Source organism: Kitasatospora sp. NPDC097605, from assembly GCF_040302725.1.
Taxonomy (GTDB): Bacteria; Actinomycetota; Actinomycetes; order Streptomycetales; family Streptomycetaceae; genus Kitasatospora.
Map to the genome: position 1 here is coordinate 66,296 of NZ_JBEOSF010000009.1, position 23,590 is coordinate 89,885.

Consider the following 23,590-nt stretch of genomic DNA (forward strand, 5'->3'; position numbering starts at 1 on the left):
GCGCGGTGCCGGCCCGGTGCCTCCACGATCCCGGCCGCCCCGGGGCCGCCGCCTCCGCCCTCGGGAGGGGCCGCGTCCCCCTGCCGGGGGAGACGGTCAGGAGACCGGGCGGGAGTCGGCCCAGACGCCCTCGAACTCCTCGCGGTAGACCTCCAGCAGCCCGGCGTCCGTGCCGCCCGGCTGCTGTCCGGCGCCGCCGCGCAGGACCAGGGCCGGCGACTCCATGCCGCGGGCGCGCCGCAGGTAGGGCTGGACGACGCCGAGGTCGCGGGTCTGGCGGCGGCCGCCGGGGGCCGTCGCGGCGGACGGCACGCCCTCGACCAGGTAGGCGGTGAAGCGCGGGGTCTCGTCGAACACCCGGATCTCGAAGCCGCCCTGGTCGCGCAGCGCGGCGCGGACCCGGCGCACGTGCAGGATGTTCATCTGGATGGAGCGGCCCAGCTCGCCGCGCCCGAGGCCCAGTTCGCGCTCGCGGCGGCGGACGGCGCTGCTGGCCGGGTTGAGGAAGAGCAGCCGGACCCGGCAGCCGTCGGTGGCGAGCCGCACCAGCCGCTTGCCGGTGTAGTTCTGGCAGAGCATGCCGAGGCCGATGCCGAGCGCGTCCAGCCGCCGGGCGCCGTCGAGCAGGTCCTCGACCGGCAGGTCGCGCTGGAGGCGGACCCGGTCGGGGTGGACCGCGACGACGTCCGCGTACCGGCCGGCGACCAGCGACTCGACGACGTCCGCGGGCACCGCGCCGGCCCCGCCGTCGAACAGGGCGAGCAGCCGGGCGGCGGCCCGTTCGGTCTGGGCGAGGACGGTCGGGGTGAGGACCCGGTTGCGGGAGACGACGTGCCGGGCGACCTCCAGCTCGTCGAGGGCCAGCTCGATCTCCCGGCGGTCCGCCAGGTAGGGCTCGAAGCAGGGCCAGTGCTGGACCATCAGCTCGCGCAGCTGCGGCAGCGTGAGGAAGACCAGCGGGTCGTCGTCGGCCGGGTCGAGCAGGTAGCCCTTGCGCCGGCTGACCTCGCGCACGGCGCCGGCCCGGTGCGCCCACTCCTCGCCGGCCGGGCCGGCCGCGGCGGTGACCCAGTCCTCGCCGTGGGCGGGCGCGTAGATCGGGTGCAGCACCTCGTCGACCAGCGAGCGCAGCCGCTGCTCGACCAGGTTGAGCCAGACGTAGGCGCGGCCGGAGAGGCGCACCCGCTGGTAGGCGTCCTCCCACTCGGCGCCGGACCAGGCGAGCGCGGGGACCTCGACCGGTCCGCCCTGCGCCGGGACGAGCGAGCGCCCGCCGGTCAGGGCGGGCCGCATGACCACCGTCGGCGCCTCGCTGCGGGCGCTGCCCCGGTCGGGGCCGCCGGGCCCACCGCCACGGCCGCCGGCGGGGAACACCATGCGCCACCTCACCTGGTTCCTGCTGGGAGCCGCCCGGGGCCGCTCGGAGCTGTCTGCCTGCCGTCCGGCCGGTCGGCCGCACGGCGCGCCGCCGACGCACCGCCGGTTCGCCGCCGGTTCGCCTGATGGACCGCCACAGGCCCCGAACAGCCGGACGATCAAGGGTACTGCCCGCCGCGAACCGCCCGCAGCCGGTTGGACCCACGGCGCCGGCCGGCCCGCGGTCCGCCCCAACCGTCTCATCCGCCCCGCGCGGCACGGAAGCCCCGCGACGGCGGCGTGACGCCCCCGGGACACCGTGGGGACACCCGTTCGGGCGAACACGGCGCGAATGGCCCCGCCACCGGGGAGGGCGTCGGGGAGTATGCGGACTGTGCCGCGCCCGGGCGCCGTCCGCCACGGCGCCCGGCCGGCACACCCAGCGGTCCGGCCACGATCATCGGACTGACCGTCAGTTCTCCTTCGACGCAAGGGAGTCGAGCAACCATGCAGGTCTGGCCAGGGACCCCCTACCCGCTCGGCGCCACCTACGACGGGGCCGGCACCAATTTCGCGGTGTTCTCGGAGAGCGCCGACCGGATCGAGCTCTGCCTGCTCGGCGAGGACGGTTCGGAGACGGCCGTCGAGCTGCGCGAGACCGACGCCTTCGTCCGGCACGCCTACCTCCCCGGCGTCCAGCCGGGCCAGCGCTACGGCTTCCGCGTGCACGGCCCGTACAACCCGGGCCTCGGCCAGCGGCACAACAGCGCCAAACTGCTGCTGGACCCGTACGCCAAGGCGATGAGCGGCCACATCGACTGGGACGAGTCCGTCTACGGCTACCACTTCGGCGCCCCCGAGCGCCGCAACGACCTCGACTCCGCCCCGCACACCATGCACTCGGTGGTGATCAACCCCTACTTCGACTGGGGCACCGACCGCCCGCCGCGCACCGACTACCACCGCACCGTGCTCTACGAGGCCCATGTGAAGGGCCTGACCAAGCTGCACCCGGGGATCCCCGAGGAGATCCGCGGCACCTACGCGGGCGTCGCCCACCCCGCCGTCATCGAGCACCTCGCCAAGCTCGGGGTCACCGCGATCGAGCTGATGCCGGTGCACCAGTTCGTCCGCGACCACCGGCTGCGCGACCTCGGCCTGGGCAACTACTGGGGCTACAACACCGTCGGCTTCTTCGCCCCGCACTCCTCCTACTCCTCCACCGGCGACCGCGGCCACCAGGTGCAGGAGTTCAAGTCGATGGTGAAGGCGCTGCACGCGGCCGGCATCGAGGTCATCCTCGACGTCGTCTACAACCACACCGCCGAGGGCAACCACCTCGGGCCCACCCTCTCGCTGCGCGGCCTGGACAACGCCTCCTACTACCGCCTCGCCCGCGACCAGCGGTTCTACGAGGACACCACCGGCACCGGCAACAGCCTGCTGATGCGCAGCCCGCACGTGCTCCAGCTGATCATGGACTCGCTGCGCTACTGGGTCACCGAGATGCACGTGGACGGCTTCCGCTTCGACCTGGCCGCCACCCTCGCCCGGCAGTTCCACGAGGTGGACCGGCTCTCCTCGTTCTTCGACCTCGTCCAGCAGGACCCGGTGGTCTCCCAGGCCAAGCTGATCGCCGAGCCCTGGGACCTCGGCGAGGGCGGCTACCAGGTCGGCAACTTCCCGCCGCTGTGGACGGAGTGGAACGGCATGTACCGGGACACCGTCCGCGACCTGTGGCGCGGCGAGAACGCCACCCTCGCCGAGTTCGGCTCCCGGCTCACCGGCTCCTCCGACCTCTACCAGGACGACGGCCGCCGCCCGATCGCCTCGATCAACTTCGTCACCTGCCACGACGGCTTCACCCTGCGCGACCTGGTCTCCTACAACGAGAAGCACAACGAGGCCAACGGCGAGGGCAACCGGGACGGCGAGTCGTTCAACCGGTCCTGGAACTGCGGTGCCGAGGGCCCCACCGACGACCCGGCCGTCGAGGAGCTGCGGGCGCGCCAGCAGCGCAACTTCCTCGCCACCCTGATGCTCTCCCAGGGCGTGCCGATGCTCTCCCACGGCGACGAGTTCGGCCGCACCCAGCAGGGCAACAACAACGCCTACTGCCAGGACAACGAGCTCACCTGGGTGCACTGGCCGGAGGGCGGCGGGGCGCGGACCCGGCTGCTGGAGTTCACCCAGCGGATGGTCTGGCTGCGCCGCGACCACCCGGTGTTCCGGCGCCGGCGCTTCTTCCACGGCCGCCCGGTCCCGGGGCGGTCCACCGGGGAGGGCGGGGGCGAGCACGGGGACCTCACCGACATCGCCTGGTTCACCCCCACCGGGGAGGAGATGACCAAGCGCCACTGGGGCGCCAGCTACGCCAAGTCGCTCACGGTCTTCCTGAACGGCTACGCCATCTCGGAGCCGGACCGGCACGGCGGGCGGATCGTCGACGACTCCTTCCTGCTGATGTTCAACGCGCACTTCGAGCCGCTGGAGTTCACCGTCCCGGCCGGGCACGGGCAGGAGTGGCAGGTGGTGGTGGACACCGCCCGGCCGCAGCCGCCCGCGCCGGACTCCGCGGCCCGGGTCAAGGCCGGGGACACCCTCTGGCTCACCGACCGCTCGCTGATGGTGCTGCAGCGGCCCGCCTGAGATCGCCCGGCGGCCCTTGCACACCGGCCGCCTCCCGGGTCACGGTGGTCCCCGGAGGAACCGGGGACCGAGGGGGCGGCCGGCATGGCGGGTGATCAGTCGAGCGCGACGGAGTTCGTCCTGGGGACACTGCTCTCCGTCCCCGGCCGGATCGCGGACGCGACGATCCGGCGCCCTCCCCCGTACCGGCGGCTGCTGGCGCGCACCCGCACCCCGGAGGCGGAGGCCGCCCGGGCCGCCGAGCGCGCGGAGGTCGAGGGCCTGATCGGGCGGCTCGGTGAGATCGACGGGGTGACCCACCTGGTGACCCAGGTGGACGACCGGCGGCTCGCCCCGGGGCTCGGGCTCGACCCCGGCCGCCGGCTGGAGCTGGTCTGCCAGCTGGCCGCGACCGCCTACTTCGCCGCCGGACCGGACGTCCCGGAGCTGCTGCGCCGGATCGACGCCGCCGGGGTCGCCGACTGGGGCAGCGGCCTGTTCCACGACCCCCGGCTGCCGCACCCGCCCGGCTCGGTCGCCGAGGCGCTGGCGTACTACCGGCACGGCGGCCGCCACCCGGACGGATCCCCCAGGAACAGCCCCCGGCTGTACGCGCGGGGGGCGACCCTGCACTGGGACGAGCCGGGCGGGCGGCCGCTGCCCGAGCCGACCCCGACCATGTTCAACAGCTCGTTCGCCCAGTACGCGGACGACCCGGGGGCCGCCGCCCTGGTCGCGGCCGCCCGGGCCGAGCACGGCCTGATCCTGCGCCTGAGCCGCTCCGGGGCCGGCGGCCCGCAGCGTCCGGGCTACTTCACGGTGCCCCGGGGGTGGCGGCGCCGGGGCCACTGAGCAGCCCCGCCACCGCCCGCTCACCTGTTCGGGCCAGCAACGGGTCTTGCCCCCGCGCCGCGCCGGGTAGGCATGGAGGCATGACCCACGCCGCCGAGCCCTCGCAGCCACGCCCGGCCGCCTCCGTCCCGTCGCTCGACCCCTCCCGCCGCCCGACCACCGTGCGGACCGCCGTTCCGGCCCACGTCCCGTCGGCGTCCTACCGGCTCCAGCTCCAGCCCGGCTTCACCCTGCGCGACGCCACCGCCGCCGTCCCCTACCTGGCCGCCCTCGGCGTCTCCCACCTGCACCTCTCCCCGCTGCTGGAGCCCGTGCCCGGCTCCGCCCACGGCTACGACACCGTCGACCACGGCCGGATCGCCGAGCAGCTCGGCGGTGAGCCGGCCCTGCGCGCGCTGGCCGCCGAGGCGCACCGGCACGGCCTGCGGCTGATCGCCGACGTGGTGCCCAACCACATGGCCGTGCCCGCCCCCGAGCACCTCAACCGGCCGCTCTGGCAGGTCCTGCGGGACGGTCCCGACTCGCCGTACGCCCGCTGGTTCGACATCGACTGGCAGGCCCTGCCCGGACCGCCGGACGCCCCCGGGCACGGCCGGGTGCTGCTGCCGCTGCTCGGCGACCGGCTCGGCGCCGTCCTCGACCAGCTCGCCGTGGACGGCGACACGCTCCGCTACCACGACCACGTCCTGCCGCTGCGCCCCGGCACCGAGCACCTCCCGCTGCCCGAGCTGCTCGCCCGCCAGTGGTACCGGCCGGCGTGGTGGCGGCTGGCCCGCACCGAGCTCAACTACCGGCGGTTCTTCACCGTCAACGAGCTGATCGCGGTCCGGGTCGAGGACCCCGAGGTGTTCGAGGCCACCCACGGCGTGCTGCTGCGGCTGCACCGGGAGGGCGTGCTGCACGGCTTCCGGATCGACCACCCGGACGGGCTCGCCGACCCGCGCGGCTACCTGGAACGGCTCGCCGAGGCCACCGGCGGGACGTACACCGTGGTCGAGAAGATCCTCACCGGCGAGGAGCGGCTGCCCGCCGACTGGCCGTGCGACGGCACCACCGGGTACGACGCGCTGCGCCGGATCGACGGGGTGCTCACCGACCACGCGGGCGCCTGCCGGCTGGCCGGGGCGTACGAGGCGTTCCTCACCGGCGCTCCCCCGGGCGGCGAGCCCTGCGCCGACCCGCACCCGGCGCTGGCCGCCGCCCGGCGGGGGCGGGCCGACATGACCGGGCCCGAGGACGAGCTGGCCGCCGAGATCGAGCGGCTGGTCCGCCTCGCCGTCCGGCTCGGCGCCGCCGACCCCGCGTACGCCGACCACCCGCCGTGGCGGCTGCGGGCCGCGCTGCGCCGGCTGCTCACCGGCTACCCCGCGTACCGGCCCTATCCGCGGCCCGGGGAGCCGCTGCCGGAGGTCTCCTCCCGGCAGCTGCGGGAGGCGCTCGCCGCCGACGACGGGACCACCGACGCCACCGACCGCTTCGTGGCCGCCCTCGCGGCGGGCGATCTCGGGCGCGGGCCCGAACAGGACGAGTTCGCCGTCCGCTTCGCCCAGACCGCCGCCGCGGTCGCCGCCAAGGGCGTCGAGGACACCGCCTTCTACCGGTGGAACGCGCTGCTGAGCCTCAACGAGGTCGGCGGCGAGCCGGCCAGGCCCGGGGTGCGGACCGAGGACTTCCACGCCTGGTGCCACTACGTCGAACGGCACTGGCCGCACACCATGACGGTGCTCTCCACCCATGACACCAAGCGCAGCGCCGACGCCCGCGCCCGGCTCGCCGTGCTGGCCGAGCAGCCCGAGTCCTGGGCCGCCGAGGCCGCCGCCTGGTCCACCGCCGCCGGGGCCGGGCCGGGAGGGCCGGGGCCGACCGCGGTGGACCCCGACAGCGACTGGCTGCTCTGGCAGACCCTGGTCGCCGCCTGGCCGGCCACCCCCGAACGGCTGGTCGCCGCCGTGCTCAAGGCCGCCCGGGAGGCCAAGGTCCACACCTCCTGGACCACCCAGAGCGTCCGCTTCGAACGCGCCCTCGCCGACCGCGTGCACGCCGTCTTCGGCAACCCCGGACTGCTCCCCCGGATCGAGGGGTACGTGGCCTCGATCGCCCCGTACGCGCGCTCCAACACGCTGGCCGCCGCGCTGCTGCACCTCACCGTGCCCGGCGTGCCCGACCTCTACCAGGGCAGCGAGGAGCCGCTGTACACCCTGGTCGACCCGGACAACCGGCGCGCCGTCGACCTCGGGGCGCTGGCCGTGCGGCTCACCGACTCGGCGATGGCCCGCCCTGGCGACCTCGCCCGCGAGAAGCTGCACCTCACCACGACCGCCCTGCACCTGCGCCGCACCCGCCCGCTGGGCGCCCACCGGCCGCTCACCGCCGTCGGCCCGGCCGCCGACCACCTGCTCGCCTTCGGGCGCGGGCCGAACGTGCTCACCGCCGTCACCCGCCTGCCGTACGGGCTCGCCCGCGGCGGCGGCTGGCGCGGCACCGAGCTGCACCTGCCCGACGGGGACGCGTGGACGGACGCCTTGACGCTGCGCCGGTTCGCCTCCGGACCGGTGCTGGTGAAGGACCTGCTGGCCGACCTCCCGGTGGCCCTGCTGACCAGGGACCCGGCATGAGGTACCGGGTCTGGGCACCGTACGCCGCCGAGCGGGTCGAGGTGGCCGTCGACGGCACGCACCACCCGCTGCTCCGGGACGAGGCCCGCGCCGGATGGTGGCACGGCGAGGCGCCCGCCGGGGACTACGCGTTCGTGCTGGACAGCGGCCGCCCGCTGCCCGACCCGCGCTCGGCCCGGCAGCCGCACGGCCCCGACGGCCCCAGCCGCGCCGTCGACCACGCCGCGTTCAACTGGTCGCACACCGGGTGGCGCGGCCGCCCGCTCGCCGGCGCCGTGCTGTACGAACTGCACATCGGCACCTTCACCGCCGCCGGCACCTTCGACGCGGCCGCCGAACGCCTGGACCACCTGGTCGAGCTGGGCGTCGACTTCGTCGAGCTGATGCCGGTCTGCCCGTTCCCCGGCAAGCACGGCTGGGGGTACGACGGCGTCTCGCTCTGGGCCGTGCACGAGCCCTACGGCGGACCGGAGGGCCTCAAGCGCTTCGTCGACGCCGCGCACCGCAAGGGACTCGGCGTCGTCCTCGACGTGGTGCACAACCACCTCGGCCCGGCCGGCAACTACCTGCCGGTGTTCGGCCCCTACTTCACCGACCGGCACCACACCCCGTGGGGCTCGGCCGTCAACCTGGACGCGCCCGGCTCCGACGAGGTGCGCGCCTACCTGATCGGCAGCGCGCTCGCCTGGCTGCGCGACTACCGGATCGACGGCCTGCGGCTGGACGCCGTGCACGCCCTCGCCGACGACCGGGCCGTGCACTTCCTGGAGGAACTCGCCCGCGAGGTCGACCGGTTGGCGGTGGCCACCAACCGGCCGCTGTTCCTGATCGCCGAGTCCGACCTCAACGACCCGCGCACCACCACCCCGCGCGAGGCGGGCGGGCTGGGGCTCGCCGCCCAGTGGAGCGACGACTTCCACCACGCCCTGCACTGCGCCCTCACCGGTGAATCCCAGGGCTACTACGGGGACTTCGCCGCCGCCCCGCTCACCGCCGTCGCCAAGGCCCTGACCCGGGGGTACTTCCACGACGGCGGCTGGTCCTCCTTCCGCGGCCGCCACCACGGCCGGCCGTTCCCGCCCGCCCACGGGGAGCGGCTGCTCGGCTACCTGCAGACCCACGACCAGATCGGCAACCGGGCGTTCGGCGACCGGATCTCCGCCGGCCTCTCCCCCGGCCGGCTCGCCTGCGGCGCCGCGCTGGTGCTCACCTCGCCGTTCACCCCGATGCTGTTCATGGGCGAGGAGTGGGGCGCGGTCACGCCCTGGCAGTACTTCACCGACCACACCGACCCCAACCTCGCCGAGGCCGTCCGCCGGGGCCGGCGGCGGGAGTTCGCCGAGCACGGCTGGTCGGCGGACGCGGTGCCGGACCCGCAGGAGCCGGCCACCGTGCTGCGCTCCGTCCTCGACTGGACCGAGCCCAGGCGCGCCCCGCACACCGAACTGCTGGACTGGTACCGGCGGTTGATCCGGCTGCGGCGCGAGCACCCGGAGCTGTCGGACCCCGACCTGGCGGCGGTGCGGGTCGAGGCCGACGAGGCCGCCGGGTGGCTGGTGGTGCGCCGGGGGCCCTACCGGGTGGCGGTCAACCTCGGGGCGGGATCCGTCGCGCTGCGGCTGGAGGGGGAGGTGGTGGCGGCGTTCGGGGGGAGCGATCTCACCGACGGACGGCTGACGCTCGCACCCGACTCGGTGGCCCTGCTGAGGAGTTGACGTTCCGTCATCCGAGGAAGCCGTCGATCCGGTCGCGCAGCCCGTGCGCGTCCAGGCCGTAGGCGGTCAGGTGCTCCGGGATCGAGCCGTACTGCCGGTGCTCGGCGCGCGGCACCCCGAGGGCGAGCAGCCGGTGCGGGCGGTCGGCGAGCGCCTCGTGCGCCTCGTTGGCGGAGGTCCCGGCCAGGTAGGGCTCGACCAGCACCACGTCCGCGTTCCCTTCGGTGGCGGCCCGCAGCGCGGCGCCGTCGAACGGCCGGACGGTGGCCGCGTACAGCACGGTGACGTCCAGGTTCTCGGTGGCGGCGAGCACGGCGTCCAGCATCGGGCCGACCGCGACCACCGCGCCCCGCCCGCCCTGCCGCACCACCGTGAAGCGGCCCGGCTCGATCGCGGTGGCGCGCTCGTTGCGGTGCTCGGAGAGCCGGACGTACACCTTGCGGTCGCCGTCGGCCACCGCGTGGCGCAGCAGCCGCTCCGCCTCGTCCGGGTGGCCGGGCACGTGCACCGTCCAGTCCGGCAGCGTGTCCAGCAGCGCGACGTCGCCCGGCGCCATGTGGGTGCGGCCGCCGGCGGGCCAGTCGTACGAGCCGGCCGCGCTCACCAGTACCGCGCCGACGCCCTGGTGGCCGAGGTCCAGCTTCACCTGCTCGAAGGGGCGCTCGACGAGGAAGCTGGCGAAGGTGTGGGCGATCGGGCGCAGCCCGGTGAAGGCCAGTCCGGCGGCGGCGCCGATCAGCAGCTGCTCGCGGATGCCGACGTTGATCAGCCGGTCCGGGTGCCGCTCGGCGGCCGGCTGGAAGCCCGCGGCGCTGATGTCGGCCAGGACGACGGCGAGCCGCGGGTCCTCGTCCAGCAGGCGGGAGGTGGTCTCGATGAAGCGCTCGCGCATGGTGTCCACGGTTCTGGTGCTCCTTCTCGGTGTTCGGCTCAGGAGTTCTTCGGCTCGACGCGGGCCACCACGACCCGCGGCCGGCCCCGGTGCTCGGCGGTGTACGCGGCGTACAGCGCCTCGTGGTCGCGGCCGTCCACCGTCTCCACCGACCAGCCCTCGGCGGCGAAGCGTGCCGCGATGCCGCCCCGCCAGCCGTGCGTGGCCGAGGAGTTGTCGATCACCAGGGCGTGCAGCCGGTCCAGCCCGGAGGCGCCGGCGAAGGCGACCGCCTCGTGGTTGGAGCCCTCGTCGAACTCGGCGTCCCCGATCAGCACCCAGACCGCCGGGTCGGTGAGCCCCTGGGCGCGCAGGCCGAGCGCCGTGCCGACGGCGATCGGCAGGCCGTGGCCGAGCGAGCCGGAGCTGATCTCCACCCCGGGGATCAGCAGCCGGTCCGGGTGGTGGCCGAGCGGCGAGTCGTAGGCGCCGAAGCTCGGCAGCACCGCCGGGTCGACGAAGCCCTTGGCGGCGAGGACGGCGTAGTACGCCATCGGGCCGTGGCCCTTGGAGAGCAGGAAGCGGTCCCGGTCCTGCGCGTCGGCGGTCTCCGGGGTCACCCGCAGGACGCGGTCGTAGAGCACCCAGAGCGCGTCGAGGGTGGAGGTGGCGGCCGGACCGTGCTTCTCGTCGCCGGTCATCAGGGCCATCAGGCCCGGCAGCCCGGCGTGGCCGAGGGAGGTGGGGGTGGTCGTCTTCATGCCCTCGATGCTGCTACTTGAAGTCGACTTCAAGTCAAGCGCTACAGTGGCCCCCATGAGCGTCCACGGTCCCAGCAGGCACGACCTCCTCACCATCGGCCAACTCGCCGACCGCAGCGGCCTCGCCGCCTCCGCGCTGCGGTACTACGAGAAGCTGGGGCTGATCCACGCCACCCGCACCACCGGCAACCAGCGCCGCTACACCCGCGGCACCCTGCGCCGGATCGCCTTCGTCCGCGCCGCCCAGCGGGTCGGCCTCTCCCTGGACGAGGCCAAGGTCGCCCTGGACCGCCTCCCCGAGCACCGCGCCCCCAGCGGCGCCGAGTGGGACGGCGTCGCGCAGTCCTGGCAGAGCCGGATCGACGAGCAGATCGCGGAGCTGGAGCGGCTGAAGGCCAAGCTCACCGGCTGCATCGGCTGCGGCTGTCTCTCCCTCACCCGCTGCTCCCTCTACAACGCCGCCGACCGCGCCGGCGCCGCCGGCCCGGGCGCCCGCTACCTGCTGACCCGCGACCCCGCCACCGGCCCGGAACCGTCCGGCGCCACCTTCACGGGCTGACCCTCCCCATGGACCTCTTCCTCGCCGACGGCCTGCCCCCTGCCGTGGCCGCCGCCGTCCACCGCGAGGCACTGCGCGCCCTGCGGCCGTCCATTCGGGAAGCCTGGGTGGACGCGTACAGCGACCTCCAGGACCCCACGGCCCCACCCTCACCTTCACCGCCGCCGCCTGGCACTCCTTCCTCACCGCCGTCCAGACCGGCGACATCCCCACCCGGGCCTGAGCACCTTCTGCGCCCCGCCGGAAGCATCCGGCGGGGCGCAGAGCCGTCGGAGGATCCCTTACCGTTACCGCCTGCGCCGAGGTGCTGCGCCCTGTCAGTTCCCCTGGTGGCGGGGGCGCAGGGCGAGGCCTACGCCGGTGGCGGCCGCCACGATTCCGAGCAGGGCCACCGGGCGGGACCACTCGCCCGCCCCCGTGTCGGCGAACGCCACCGGGAGGACGAGGGCCGAGGCCGCCAGGGCGGCGAGGGCGTGGGTGCGGTGCGGGCGACGGCGGACGGGGCCGAAGGCGTCGACGAGCAGGAGGTAGGCGGTCAGCAGCACGGCCACGGCGGCGCCCCGCCAGAGGCCGGGCTCGCCGATCGCGGCGAGCAGGACGCAGCCGGTCGCCAGCGCGGTGGTGCGGCAGGTGGCCAGCCGGGCGGGCCCGGTGGTGGGGCGGCGTTCCGGCTCGGGCGGCGGCGGGGCGGCCCAGGTGGCCAGGGCGAGCAGCGCCACCACTCCGATCGGCCCGACCAGGGCGGCCGCGCCGTCGTCGGCGCCGACCCCGGCGGAAGCCAGCAGCAGGGCGTCGGCGACGACGCACAGGAGGACCCTCTCCCACCAGTTCGTCATCGGGAGCCTCCCGCGATCCGGCGGCGCAGCAGCGGCGCGAGGGCGAGGTCCAGGGCCTCGCCGGGGACGTAGCGGGCGACCGGCACGCCGCGGCCGCGCAGGGCGGCACGCATCGCCTCGCGTTCGGCGCGCCAGAGCCGCAGGGCCAGTGCGCCCGCCTCGTCGTCGGGCTCGACCGAGGGCTCGCCGACCGGGATCTCCACCACGACCAGCGGGTTGCCGTGGTCGCCGATGCGGCCGAGCACCTCCAGGATCCGCTGGTCGGCGAGCGGCGTGAACGCGTAGACCAGGGCGTGGCCCGGCAGGGCGGGCAGCGGCAGCCGGGGCAGGACGGGGCCGCGGTGGACGCGGTCCTGACGCACCTCCAGCACGCTCTCGACCATCCGGTAGAGCTGGCGGTCGCCGGTGGCGGCGGTGAGCCAGCGCAGCCGGCCGCCGACCGTGACCAGGCCGACCCGGTCGTGGCGGCGCAGGTAGGCGCGGGTCAGTCCGGCGGCCGCGCGCAGGCTCTCGTCCAGGCTGGAGAGCCCGGTGGCCGGGTCGTGGACGTCGTCGAGGGTGTCGAGCAGGACGACGGCGTCGGAGGCCCGTTCGGCGGCGAACTGGTTGATCTGGATGCTTCCCCGGCGGGTGGTGGAGGGCCAGTGGATGCGCCGCTGGCGTTCGCCGTGGACGTGCGGGCGCACGCCGGTCACCTCCACGCCGGCGCCGTCGTGGCGGGTCGTGTGCTCGCCGATCCGCTCGGGCAGCCGGACCGGGATCGGGGTGAGCCGGGCCGTCGCGGCCACCGGGAAGACGTCCGCGGTGCCGAGGTCGGTGCGCAGGGTGCGGCGGGCGAGGGAGCCGGCGTCGTGGACGTCGATGTCGACGGTGCCCAGGCTCCAGCGGCCCCAGCTGTCGGCGCGCAGGGCGAGGTCGACGCCGCTGGGGCGCACGGTCAGCGCCTCCAGCACGACGCCGGGGCCGAGGGCGATGACGGGATCGAGCGGACCGGTCCGCCCGTCGTGCCGGACCGCGATGCGGACGGTGATGCGTTCGCCCTCGAAGCAGCGGCGCGGCTCCACGCCGAGGGTGGTGGCCAGTTCGGCGGGGCGGCTGCCGCCCGGGGCGGCCAGCGCGAGCAGGACGGCGGGGGCGGCGGCCAGGGCGAGCAGCCAGGCGTGGCCGGTGACCAGGGCGGCCGCGGTGGCGACCGTGGCGACGGTGAGCAGCCGCAGGGTCCGCTCGGTGGGGCGCCAGTGCGGGGAGGGCGGCGTGGTGGGCAGGCCCTCCGCGCTCGCCCGGGCGCTGCGGGCGACGATCCGGGCCGTCACCGGATCGGCAGCGGTCACCGGCTCGACGGTCGGCTCCGCGACCGGCTCGGCCATCGGCTCGGCGACGGCCATCGGCTCGGCGACGGCCATCGGCTCGGCGACGGCCATCGGCTCGGCGACGGTCACCGGCTCGGCGCTCACCGTGCGTCGCCCGGCCCGGCGCCCGGCCCGGCGGGCGTCGCGGCGGACGTCGCGGCGGTGCGCGGCACCGTCTGCGGCGCCGGGACCCCGGCGACCACCCGGGCCACCACCTCGTCCGCCTCGATCTGGCGCACCCACAGCTCCGGCTTCAGGGTGATGCGGTGGGCCAGCGCGGGAACGGCGAGCTCCTTCACGTCCTCCGGCGTCAGGTAGTCGCGGCCCTCCAGCATCGCGCGGGCCCGGGCCAGCTGCACCAGCGCGAGGCCGCCGCGCGGCGAGGCGCCGACCTGGATCTGCGGATCGTTGCGGGTGGCGTCGACCAGCGCGATGACGTAGTCGACGAGGTCGTCGTCGACCTCGACGCGCTCGACCGCGGCCCGCACGGCGAGCAGTTCGGCGGGGCTGCTGACGACGTCGAGCACCGCCTCGGGCGCGGACCGGTCCAGCCGGGCCCGGAGCATCGCGGCCTCCAGGCCGGTGGACAGGTACCCCATCCGCACGCGCAGCAGGAACCGGTCCAGCTGGGCCTCGGGGAGGGAGTAGGTGCCCTCGTACTCGATCGGGTTGGCGGTGGCGATCACCGCGAAGGGCTGCGGCAGGCGGCGGGTGGCGCCGTCGACCGAGACCTGCCCCTCGGCCATCGCCTCCAGCAGCGCGGCCTGGGTCTTCGGCGGGGTGCGGTTGATCTCGTCGGCCAGCAGCAGCTGGGTGAAGAGCGGGCCGGGCCGGAACACCATCTCGCCGCTGTGCTGGTCGTAGAACGGCGCGCCGGTGACGTCGGAGGGCAGCAGGTCGGGCGTGAACTGGATCCGGCGGAAGTCCAGCCCGAGGGTGGTCGCGAACGAGCGGGCCAGCAGGGTCTTGCCGAGCCCCGGCAGGTCCTCGATCAGCACATGCCCGCCGGCGACGATGCCCAGCAGCACCAGCCGCAGCGCGTCGGGCTTGCCGACGACGGCGCGCTCGATCTCCTTCAGCACCGTGCGGGCGCGGTCCCCGGCCTGCTGCGGCGTCAGCGCGCCGGGCCCGTCCGGGTCGGTGCTCGGGTCGGCGGGGGCCTGCGGGACGGCGGTCATGGCTCTCCTGACGGGACGGTCGGGCCGGTCGGCCGCGGACGGCACGGCGGCGGGCTTGCTGAGGAAACGACGCGGGGCGGACGGCTTCGGCCGGCGCGGCCGGTGGCACCGGACGGGCCGCTACAGGGACTCCAGTCGGTCGACGAGCGCCGCCAGGACGTCCGGCGGGAAGGCCGGGGCCGGGGGGTCGCCGGCCGGATCGATCCAGGGCCAGAGCTCGGGGCCGAGCAGCCGCGCCGCCCGTTCCCGGTCGGCGGGGAGGTCGGAGGTGAGCGGGAGGTGGTGGACCTCCGAGAGGCGGGCGGCGAACAGCCGTTGGAGCCGGCCGCGGAGCGGCTGGGCGTCGCCGTCCGGGACCAGGCCCTGGCGCACGGTCCACCGCCAGTCCGAGAGGCCGGGCTCGTGCGCGTCCAGCAGCCGCGGCCGGCTGCGCAGGCCCACGTCCAGGATCCCGGCGCCGGCGACGTACCGGCCGGCGAACAGGGCGGCGAGGGCGAGCAGGACCGCTCCGGCGGCGACCGCCGGCGGGCCGCCGACCAGGCCGAACACCACCTCGGCCAGCACGGCGGTGACGGCCGGTTCGATCAGGCTGTGCCGGACCGAGCCGGGCCCGGTCCGCCGCCGTCCGGCCTCGGACGCCTCGGACGCCTCGGCGGGGTCGCGGACGGGGTCGGCGTTCATCGGTGGCTCCCGGGTGCCGCGGCACGGTCGGACGGGGGCTGCCCGGCAGCGGCCAGGCGGGCGGCGATGGTGTCCAGGGCGGCGCGGGCCCGGCGCACATGGCCGTCGTCCATCGGGTGGGAGGAGTACCGGGCCTCCCGGAACAGCTCGGTGAGCGCGTACGCGGGCGCCCGGTCGACGCGGTCGTCCGCGACGGCCCGCTCCAGCAACTCCGCCGGGCTGTCGCCGATCTGCCGTTCCAGCCCGGACTCCGCGAGCGAGCCCTCCATCGCGGCGTAGCAGGCGATCACGGCGGCCCGGGCGTCGGCGCCGTGCAGCGAGCGCCGGCCGGTGGCGACGGCGGCCGCCAGCGCGTCCGCCGGCTCGACCCGGCCGACGACGGGCAGCGGCTCCGGCCGCCGGCGCGAGCGCCGCAGGCCCAGCAGCAGCCGGACCAGCGAGACCAGCAGGACGACCACGACGACCGCGCCCAGCCCGTACAGCAGCAGGGCGAGCAGGCCGGCGCCGCCGGTCGGCTCGCCGCTCTCCTCCCGCGGGAGCGCCCGGGTGATCTCCGGCAGCGGCGGCGGGACCGCCGGCTCGGGCGTCTCGGGCTCGCTCCGGGTGCGGCTGTGGAAGACGAACAGCAGGACCGGAACCAGCAGGGCGGCGCCGCCCAGGAGCACCACCGCGGCCTCGCGCAGACGCTCGGCCCGCGGCGTCGGCCCGACCAGGGGGCGGACCTCCTCGCGGAAGCGCGCGGCGAACCGTCCGACGACCACCGCCCAGCCGAGGCCGATCAGCCCCACGTAGCCGACGGCGCCGACCGGCGGGTCGCCCGGCGTGCCCAGCAGGCCGCCGGCCGGGCGCAACGCCGCGGCGGCGAGCACCAGCCCGCCGACGACCAGCAGCAGCGGCAGCGCCCGGCCGGCGGGAGGCGCCGCGTCCGCGCGGACGCGGCGGGCGCTGCCCGACGGCGCGTTCTCAGTCATCCGGCCCCCCGGTTCCCGCTCGCGCGTGTTCAGCCCCGCGCGAGGTGCGACGAAGCGTCGCACACCGACCGTCGGGCTGTCATCCCTGTCCCGGGAGGCGGACGGGTCCCCTGGCCGGCTGGGAGAGGCCCAGCAGCCGGGCCACCGCCCGCGCCGTGCCGGGGCCGTCCGCGTGGACGGCGGTGATGCCCAGCTCCTCGGCCGGGGTGAGGTTCACCGGGCGGTCGTCGACGAAGACGCACGCCTCGCCCGGCAGGCCGAGCCGGTCCAGGGTGAGCCGGTAGATGTCCGGGTCCGGCTTCGCCAGGCCCACCTCGCCGCTGATCACCCGGACGTCGAAGAGGTCCCAGACGCCGGTGGCGGTGTACGGGTTGTAGGGGTCGACGCCGTAGGAGTTGGAGAGCAGCGCGACGGCGAGGCCCGCCGCGCGGGCCTCCCGCACCAGCTCCACCATCGCGGGGACGGCCCGCACCTCGGCGTGCGCCCGGCCCATGAGGTCACCGGGCTCGACGCCGATCAGCTCGGCGGTGCGGCGGTTCCACTCGTGCTGGGTGATCCGCCCCAGCTCCAGCTCCCCGTACAGCGCCCGGCCGGCCGGGTCGTCCACCAGCGCGCGCCGCCAGGCGTCCGGCGCGAGGCCGTTGCGCGCGCACCAGCCGCGGACGGCCTCCCCGAGCGGGGTGGTCAGCACGCCCGCGAAGTCCACGATCAGGCCCCGGTACGACAATGAACGCTCCTTCGGGTCACGGCGGGACGGCGGCACCCCGAGTCTGCCGTCCCGCGCGGGCGGCCGTCACCCCGCCGGCACCCGGCGCCACCACGCGGGCGTGCACCTGCTGCAGCTCCAGATCAACGGCCGCCGCCACGGCGAGGGTTCGTTCACCCTGCACCTGTAGCGACCGCCGCGAGGACGGCCCGGGCCAGCCGCTCGGCGGAGCGGCCGTCCCCGGCGTCCAGCCGGGCGAGCCCGAGCCGGTCCAGCTCAGCGAGCATCAGCTCCTGGTAACGGACGCTGCGGGCCAGGAACGTGTCCATCAGGTACCGCCCGTCCTCCGTCGCCCCGGCGTACCGCCCGTCGCGCCGGATCCGCGCGCGGAGCACGGCCTCGTCCGCGGTGAGCCACAGCGCGGCGGTGCCGGGGCCGACCAGCGGCGCCACGCCGGCGGGCCAGAGCGCCGAGCCCTCCAGGACCAGGCCGGGGCCGTCGGACGAACCCGCCCGCTCCGTCACCAGCTCCGCGATCCGGGGCCGCAGCCGCGCGTAGTGGTCGAGCACCGAGGTGATCAACTCGTCCACCGTGAGCGTGCGGTAGTGCTCGGCGACGTGCGGCGGCACCTCCCGGCCCGGCACCGGCCACGGGCGTCCCGGGTGCCGCGCCAGCGTGTCCGTCGACCGGTACTCGAAGCCCAGCCGCTCCGCCACCAGCCGGGCGACCGTGGACTTCCCGGCATTCGACGTCCCCCCGATCAGCACCACCCGCAGCACTTCGTCCGTCATACGGCCGACTCTACGCACCGGCCGATCGAGACCGAACCTTGACCTCGCCGGCCCGTTCCGGCACCCCGGCCGCGCCGCCCGAAGGCCCCTTCCCGGCCACCCGCGAGGGCGCCACCGACGGCGGACCGCACCCGCCGGGGGAGCCGCACCCGGCCGCCCCACCCACCCCGGGTACCCCCCTCACAGGCCTTTCCCCGTCGGCGACTCGGGGGTGATCGGCCACCCTCGAACTCCTAGACTCGACCGTACCGATCCCCGCCCGGAAGGCCGCCCTTGAACCGCTCCATCCGCTCCACCGACGACGTCCTCGCCCTGCTCGACGGCCTCTTCGCCCCCGAGGCGGACCGCTGGACCGACCGGGCCGCCGACTGGTGGGACGCCTTCTACGCCGACCGCGACTCGGGGCGGCCGTTCTTCGTCGCCGCCCCGGACGAGAACCTCGTCGCCCACCTCGACCGCGGGCTGCTCTCCCCCGGCGCACGGGTGCTGGACCTCGGCTGCGGAGCCGGCCGCAACGCCGTCCACCTCGCCGCGCGCGGGTTCGAGGTGGACGCCGTCGACCTCTCCGCCACCGCCCTCGCCTGGGCACGCGAGCGCGCCCAGGAGGCCGGCGTCGCACCGCGGTTCCACCACGGCAACATCTTCACCGTGGAACTCCCCCTCCCCCAGTACGACTTGGTCTACGACTCCGGCTGCCTGCACCACCTCCCGCCGCACCGTCGGATCAGCTACCTCGCCCTGCTGGAGCGCGTCCTGGCACCCGGCGGCCACCTCGGCCTGACCTGCTTCGCGGCCGGCGCGATGGGTTCGGAGCTGCCCGACACGGAGCTGTACCGCACCGGGCGGCTGGATGGCGGACTCGCCTTCACCCCGGACGAACTGCGCTGGATCCTCGCCGACTTCACCGAGGTGGAGCTCCGCCCGATGGTGCCGCAGGAGCCCGGATCGGCACTGTTCGGCCTGCCCGTGCTGCTCACCGCGCTGTTCCGCAGGCCGCCCGCCCGCTGAGGCTTGCGCGGGCGCGCGCCCGGGGTAGTAGACATGGGTGGGGGCGGCCGGCCGGCCGGCAGCGCAGGACGACAAGAGGGGACGGGACGCGATGTCCGCCGAGGAAACAGCGTGGGACGCCGCCGTCGGACGTGGACTGGCCTTCCTGCACGGGGCGTTGGGTCCCGCCGGACTGCCGTCCGCCCGGCCCGGCACCGACCCCGAGCTGCGCACGCCGCTCACCGGCGCCGACGCCCGCCGCCGCCTGCTCGTCGGCCACGGGGTGGACCTCGGGTTCGACCCGGACCGCGAGGGCCTCTCCGCGATGTGGGGCCTCGCGCTGCTGCGCCCCGACGCCCAACGGCCCGAGGAGCGCGCACTGGTGGCCGCGCTGGCGGAGCAGGTCGCCCGCCACCGCGAGCCGGGCCGGCACCGGTACCGCCTCTTCCCGCCCGGCGTGCCCTTCGCCGCCGACACCGGCAGCACCGCGCTCGCGCTGTCCGGGCTCGCCCGGCACGGGCTGCTCGCGGCGGACGACCAGGACTTCCTGGTCAGGGAGTTGCTGGACACCCAGATCGGCCCGGACGACGGCCCGATACCGGCCTACTGGGAGGACACCGACCGGACGGCCTCGCACGGCCGCCGCTACGACGCCGTCATCGCCGCCGACGTCCTGTTCGCGCTCCACCTCCCGGGCACGGCGGGCCGGTTGCCGCACCCGGCGGGCGAGGCGACGCTCCGGTACGTCCAGCAGCACCTGGCCGGCCCCCGCACCGGCACCCGGTACTACGCCTCCCCCGAGGCCTTCCTGCACGCCGCCGCCCGGGCGTCCACCCTGCTGCCCGCCCTCGCCGCCCCGGCCCGGCGGGCGATCGAGCACATCACCACCCAGTTCGCCGACACCGCGCTCGAACTGGCGCTGCTGGTGCTCGCCGGCGAGTACACGGGCGCCGGCGCCGACCTGCCCGGGCTGCGCCGGCGCCTCGCCGACGCGCAGCTCCCGGACGGCTCCTGGCCGGCCGCCGGCTTCTTCCGCACCGGGAGCGTGCCGCTGCACTTCGGCTCGCCGCACCTCACCACCCTGTTCGCGGTCCGCGCGTTGCGCCCCGAGACCCCGCCCGGGCGGTGAGCGGGCCCGCTAGTTGGCGAGGCTGAAGTCGCCGCCGACCGGGGCGGCGATCCGGTCCGCCCTGGTCAGGTCGGCGAGGGCGGTCACCGGGGTGCTGCTGTCGGTCGTGCCGCCGTCGCCGAGCTGACCGGAGGCATTGCCGCCGCAGGTGCGGACCGCGCCGTCGGCCAGCACGACGACGGTGTGCTCGCGGCCGCCGGCCACCAGCCGCACCCCGCTCAGTCCCGGGACCGGCACGGGGGTGGTCCGGAAGGTGGTGGTGCCGTCGCCGAGCTGGCCCGAGGTGTTCCGCCCCCAGGCCTTGAGCCGGTGGTCGCCGCCGGTGACGGCCAGGCTGTGGTGGCAGCCGGCCGCGATCCGCGCGACCCCGCCGGACCAGCCGCCCCGCACGGTGACCGGGTTGTAGCGGTTGATCGTGGTGTTGTCGCCGAGCTGGCCGGAGGCGTTGAAGCCCCAGGCCTTGACCGCGTGCCCGCCGACCACCGCGAGGCTGTGGTTGGCGCCGGCGGCGATCCGGGTGACCGCGTCCAGGCCGGCGACCTGGACCGGCACGTTCCGGGTGGCCGAAGTGCCGTCGCCGAGCTGGCCGTTGACGTTGTGGCCCCAGGCCCAGACGGTACCGTCCTCGCGCAGCGCCAGGCTGTGGTTGAGGCCGGCGGCGATCGCGATCACCCCGTCGAGGCGTCTGACCCGGACCGGGACGCCGCTGTCGGCGTGGGAGCCGTTGCCGAGCTGCCCGTGGGTGTTCTGGCCCCAGGCGAGCACGGTGCCGTCCTCGCACAGCGCCAGGCTGTGGGTGCCGCCGGCGGCGACGCCGGTGGCGTCGCCCAGGTTGACCACCCAGTCGGGCGAGCTGTGGCCGGAGGCCGAGCCGTCGCCGAGCTGCCCCGAGCCGTTGGCGCCCCACGACCGCACGGTGCCGTCGGCCAGCAGCGCCAGCCCGTGCCCGGTGGCCGCCCCGGCCCCGCCGGCGGCGATCCCGACCACCTCGGCGCCGCTCAGCCCGAGCACGGTGGTGGCCCTGGTGTGCTGAGCGGCCCAGGAGCCGTCGCCGAGCTGACCGGCACGGTTGTTGCCCCAGGCCTTGAGCCGCTTGTCCGCCACTTCTTCTCCCGACGTGTGCGTGGGCGGCCGCGGTGCCGCACCCACGGATGGCGACGCGGGTGCCGCGCCCCCCTGGTGTAGCCGTACAGGCACTCACAGTATTCGTTCACCCACGGCGCGCCGGGGACCCTCCGGGCACACGGACAGGTGAAACTCACGGCCCCGGCGAGGGGGCACCGCCGTCACGCAGCCGGCGCAGCAGCCCGTCGAGGTCCAGCCGGGCGCGCTCCCGGCCGGTCGGGACGAGGCGCTCGGTGCGGGCCAGGAAGGCCCGCACCCGGTCGGCCGGCGCGCGCAGGACGACGCTGCCGCCGTCGCCGGTGAGGGTGATCAGGACGGCGCCGTCGTGTGCGCCGGCGCCGGGGTGGACGCGGACGCATCCGAGGCCGGCCCGGCCGCGCAGTCCGGCGGCGAGCAGCTCGCGGGCGAACACCCAGGTGATCGGCGTGGCGAGGTCGGTGTGGTTGTCGAGGAAGACGGCGTACGGGTCGGCGCTGCGGTAGCGCAGCCGGGCGGGGACGGCGAGGGTCAGGCCGGGCCAGACCTCGACCCGGAGGTCGAGCGCGAGCGCGCAGCCCTCGTCGGCGGGGCGCTGGGCGGGGACGCGTGGGGTCTCGTAGGTCATGACCGCCCCGGGGCGCGCAGAATCGTTTCTTCACAACCGCCACGGGCGGAAAAGTCAGGGCTCACGGCAGGAACAACGAGCCACCCCGGCTTCGGCAACCCGCACGACGGACGGATCACCCGCGCCACGCCGGACGGACCAGTCCGGCGGGCGGCGCGAGGCCCCCCGGCCTAGGCTTCCGAGGCGGAACCACCCCCGACCGCCCCGGAACGGAACGCCCATGCACCCTGTCGTCCGCGGCGCCGGAGCGCTGGGCCTGGCCGTGGCGCTGGCCGGCGGCCTCAGCGCGTGCCAGAGCGGCCCCATGGCGAACTCCGCGAAGGTCGAACCGTCCACCCCCGTGACCACCGTCGCCACACCGGCCACCGGCGCGACCGCGCCCCCGGCCGCCACCGCCCCGGCGCTGCCCGCCGCGCTCACCGGCCAGCGGCCCGACTGGCAGGCCTGCCCGGCCCCGTCCGCCGCCCAGGGCGGCGGCGAGGCGCCGGGCGCGCCGTGGGAGTGCGCCACGGTCCGGGCCCCGCTGGACTACGCCGAGCCGGAGGGGCGGACCATCGACCTCGCGCTGATCCGGCTGCGCGCCGCCGCCGCCCAGCCGAGGATCGGCTCGCTGATCTACAACTTCGGCGGCCCTGGTGCCTCCGGCGTCGCCACCCTGCCCGCCCTCGCCCAGGACTACGCCGACCTCAACACCCGCTACGACCTGGTGAGTTTCGACCCGCGCGGGGTCGGCGACAGCGCCGGTGTGCGCTGCCTGGACGACGCCGCCACGGACGCCGCGGCCGCCGTGGACGGCTCGCCCGACGACACCGCCGAGGTACGGGCGCTCGACGAGGCCGTCACCGCGTACGCCGCCGCCTGCCTGAGCAACTCCGCCGCCGTCCTGCCCCATGTCGACACCGTCTCGGCGGCCCGCGACCTCGACCTGCTGCGCCAGGTCCTCGGGGACGACCGGCTGCACTACTTCGGCTTCTCCTACGGCACCGAACTCGGCGGCGTCTACGCCCACTTGTACCCGGGCACGGTCGGCCGCCTGGTGATGGACGCGGTCGTCGACCCGACCGAGGACCCGGTGCGCGGCTCGCTCGGCCAGGCCGAGGGCTTCCAGCACGCCCTGGAGAACTTCATGACGGCCTGCGTCGAGCAGGCGGGCGACGCCTGCCCGACCGGAGCGGGCGGCGCCCAGGGCACCCAGCGGATCGCCGGCCTCCTCCAGGGTCTGGACGCGGCCCCGTTGCCCGCCGAGGACGGCCGCGCGCTCACCCAGGACCTCGCCGTCACCGGCATCGCCGCCGGGCTCTACAGCGAGGCGACCTGGAACGCCCTCGCCGTCGGCCTCCAGGAGGCGCTGCAGGGCGGCACCGGCAGCACCCTGCTCGCCCTCGCCGACGCCTACCAGGGCCGTGACGCGCAGGGCCGCTACAGCAATCTGTCGGCCGCCAACCGGGCCATCACCTGCGTCGACGACCGGCAGCGCTACACCTCCTCCGAGGTCCGGGAGCAGCTTCCGGCGTTCCGTCAGGCCTCTCCGGTGTTCGGCGACTTCGCCGCCTGGGGGCTGACCTCCTGCGCGGGCTGGCCGGTGCCGGGCCGCACCGACCATCCCGAGGTGAGCGCCCCGGGCGCGGCCCCGATCGTGGTCATCGGCAACACCGGCGACCCGGCCACCCCGTACGAGGGGGCCCGCGCGATGGCCCGGGCGCTCGGCGCGGGCGTCGGGGTGACCGTCACCCTGCGCGGGCAGGGCCACGGCGGCTACGACACCGGCAACGCCTGCCTCAAGCAGGCCGTCGACCAGTACCTGCTGGACGGCCTGGTGCCCGCCGACGGCACCACGTGTACGTAACAAGCGTTCACCAACCTTCCACCCCGGTCG

The 23,590-nt window shown here is 76.0% G+C and carries 21 protein-coding genes; 9 read left to right on the forward strand and 12 right to left on the reverse strand.

Going from position 1 to position 23,590, the window contains the following annotated elements:
• Positions 1-96: 96 nt before the first annotated feature.
• Positions 97-1,377, reverse strand: coding sequence for a DUF5919 domain-containing protein (locus tag ABTX81_RS12995; RefSeq protein ID WP_350543829.1), 1,281 nt, complete (start codon positions 1,375-1,377; stop codon positions 97-99).
• Between the two features lie 486 nt (positions 1,378-1,863).
• On the opposite strand from ABTX81_RS12995, the gene glgX reads away from it, so the two are divergent.
• The 4 genes from glgX (at position 1,864) to treZ (ending at position 9,166) form a co-directional block, all read left to right on the forward strand.
• Positions 1,864-4,005 carry a glycogen debranching protein GlgX gene (gene glgX, locus ABTX81_RS13000; RefSeq protein ID WP_350543831.1) on the forward strand — a complete coding sequence of 714 codons (2,142 nt, stop codon included), beginning with the start codon at positions 1,864-1,866 and terminating at the stop codon, positions 4,003-4,005.
• An 84-nt stretch (positions 4,006-4,089) separates the two neighbouring features.
• Positions 4,090-4,836 (forward strand): hypothetical protein, encoded by a 747-nt coding sequence (locus ABTX81_RS13005; RefSeq protein ID WP_350543833.1) that lies wholly within the window; start codon positions 4,090-4,092, stop codon positions 4,834-4,836.
• A gap of 80 nt (positions 4,837-4,916) precedes the next feature.
• Positions 4,917-7,451 carry a malto-oligosyltrehalose synthase gene (gene treY, locus ABTX81_RS13010; RefSeq protein WP_350543835.1) on the forward strand — a complete coding sequence of 845 codons (2,535 nt, stop codon included), beginning with the start codon at positions 4,917-4,919 and terminating at the stop codon, positions 7,449-7,451.
• Positions 7,448-9,166, forward strand: a complete 1,719-nt coding sequence (gene treZ, locus ABTX81_RS13015) for a malto-oligosyltrehalose trehalohydrolase (protein WP_350543837.1) — start codon at positions 7,448-7,450, stop codon at positions 9,164-9,166. Before treY ends, treZ begins: the two co-directional genes overlap by 4 nt.
• Before the next feature lie 7 nt (positions 9,167-9,173).
• Here treZ and ABTX81_RS13020 read toward each other — a convergent pair whose 3' ends face one another.
• Both ABTX81_RS13020 and ABTX81_RS13025 read right to left on the reverse strand, forming a co-directional pair.
• The gene (locus ABTX81_RS13020) at positions 9,174-10,067 is read right to left on the reverse strand and encodes a transketolase family protein (protein ID WP_350543839.1); all 894 of its coding nucleotides are present in this window, start codon (positions 10,065-10,067) and stop codon (positions 9,174-9,176) included.
• 29 nt (positions 10,068-10,096) lie between these two features.
• Positions 10,097-10,798, reverse strand: coding sequence for a thiamine pyrophosphate-binding protein (locus tag ABTX81_RS13025; RefSeq protein ID WP_350543841.1), 702 nt, complete (start codon positions 10,796-10,798; stop codon positions 10,097-10,099).
• Between the two features lie 55 nt (positions 10,799-10,853).
• Between ABTX81_RS13025 and soxR the strand changes: the two genes are divergently transcribed.
• Positions 10,854-11,357 (forward strand): redox-sensitive transcriptional activator SoxR, encoded by a 504-nt coding sequence (soxR, locus tag ABTX81_RS13030; protein ID WP_350543843.1) that lies wholly within the window; start codon positions 10,854-10,856, stop codon positions 11,355-11,357.
• 317 nt (positions 11,358-11,674) lie between these two features.
• On the opposite strand, the gene ABTX81_RS13035 is transcribed toward soxR, so the two are convergent.
• The 6 genes from ABTX81_RS13035 to ABTX81_RS13060 all read right to left on the reverse strand — a co-directional run bounded on the left by ABTX81_RS13035 (position 11,675) and on the right by ABTX81_RS13060 (position 17,099).
• Positions 11,675-12,193 carry a hypothetical protein gene (locus tag ABTX81_RS13035; protein WP_350543845.1) on the reverse strand — a complete coding sequence of 173 codons (519 nt, stop codon included), beginning with the start codon at positions 12,191-12,193 and terminating at the stop codon, positions 11,675-11,677.
• Complete coding sequence (locus tag ABTX81_RS13040; protein WP_350543847.1) at positions 12,190-13,647, reverse strand: DUF58 domain-containing protein; 1,458 nt, start codon at positions 13,645-13,647, stop codon at positions 12,190-12,192. Before ABTX81_RS13040 ends, ABTX81_RS13035 begins: the two co-directional genes overlap by 4 nt.
• On the reverse strand, positions 13,644-14,720 hold the full coding sequence (locus ABTX81_RS13045; RefSeq protein WP_350543849.1) for an AAA family ATPase: 1,077 nt from the start codon (positions 14,718-14,720) through the stop codon (positions 13,644-13,646). The genes ABTX81_RS13040 and ABTX81_RS13045 overlap by 4 nt, the downstream gene beginning before the upstream one ends.
• Before the next feature lie 120 nt (positions 14,721-14,840).
• Positions 14,841-15,401: a hypothetical protein gene (locus ABTX81_RS13050; RefSeq protein WP_350543851.1), complete on the reverse strand. Its 561-nt coding sequence runs from the start codon at positions 15,399-15,401 to the stop codon at positions 14,841-14,843.
• Positions 15,398-16,372, reverse strand: a complete 975-nt coding sequence (locus ABTX81_RS13055) for a DUF4129 domain-containing protein (protein WP_350543853.1) — start codon at positions 16,370-16,372, stop codon at positions 15,398-15,400. Before ABTX81_RS13055 ends, ABTX81_RS13050 begins: the two co-directional genes overlap by 4 nt.
• 79 nt (positions 16,373-16,451) lie before the next feature.
• A complete protein-coding gene (locus tag ABTX81_RS13060) occupies positions 16,452-17,099 on the reverse strand; it encodes an HAD family hydrolase (protein ID WP_350543855.1) in 648 nt (215 codons plus the stop codon).
• Between the two features lie 100 nt (positions 17,100-17,199).
• On the opposite strand from ABTX81_RS13060, the gene ABTX81_RS39640 reads away from it, so the two are divergent.
• On the forward strand, positions 17,200-17,268 hold the full coding sequence (locus ABTX81_RS39640; protein ID WP_502892773.1) for a hypothetical protein: 69 nt from the start codon (positions 17,200-17,202) through the stop codon (positions 17,266-17,268).
• Here the strand turns inward: ABTX81_RS39640 and ABTX81_RS13065 are convergent.
• Positions 17,252-17,869 carry a hypothetical protein gene (locus tag ABTX81_RS13065; RefSeq protein WP_350543857.1) on the reverse strand — a complete coding sequence of 206 codons (618 nt, stop codon included), beginning with the start codon at positions 17,867-17,869 and terminating at the stop codon, positions 17,252-17,254. The genes ABTX81_RS39640 and ABTX81_RS13065 overlap by 17 nt on opposite strands.
• Before the next feature lie 273 nt (positions 17,870-18,142).
• On the opposite strand from ABTX81_RS13065, the gene ABTX81_RS13070 reads away from it, so the two are divergent.
• Both ABTX81_RS13070 and ABTX81_RS13075 read left to right on the forward strand, forming a co-directional pair.
• Positions 18,143-18,877, forward strand: coding sequence for a class I SAM-dependent methyltransferase (locus ABTX81_RS13070; RefSeq protein ID WP_350543859.1), 735 nt, complete (start codon positions 18,143-18,145; stop codon positions 18,875-18,877).
• Between the two features lie 91 nt (positions 18,878-18,968).
• Positions 18,969-19,985 (forward strand): hypothetical protein, encoded by a 1,017-nt coding sequence (locus tag ABTX81_RS13075; protein WP_350543861.1) that lies wholly within the window; start codon positions 18,969-18,971, stop codon positions 19,983-19,985.
• A 9-nt stretch (positions 19,986-19,994) separates the two neighbouring features.
• Here ABTX81_RS13075 and ABTX81_RS13080 read toward each other — a convergent pair whose 3' ends face one another.
• Both ABTX81_RS13080 and ABTX81_RS13085 read right to left on the reverse strand, forming a co-directional pair.
• Entirely contained in the window at positions 19,995-21,089 is a 1,095-nt protein-coding gene (locus tag ABTX81_RS13080; protein ID WP_350543863.1) for an RCC1 domain-containing protein, read from the reverse strand.
• A 154-nt stretch (positions 21,090-21,243) separates the two neighbouring features.
• Complete coding sequence (locus tag ABTX81_RS13085) at positions 21,244-21,714, reverse strand: SsgA family sporulation/cell division regulator (protein ID WP_350543865.1); 471 nt, start codon at positions 21,712-21,714, stop codon at positions 21,244-21,246.
• A 220-nt stretch (positions 21,715-21,934) separates the two neighbouring features.
• Between ABTX81_RS13085 and ABTX81_RS13090 the strand changes: the two genes are divergently transcribed.
• Complete coding sequence (locus ABTX81_RS13090) at positions 21,935-23,560, forward strand: alpha/beta hydrolase (RefSeq protein WP_350543867.1); 1,626 nt, start codon at positions 21,935-21,937, stop codon at positions 23,558-23,560.
• Positions 23,561-23,590 lie beyond the last annotated feature (30 nt).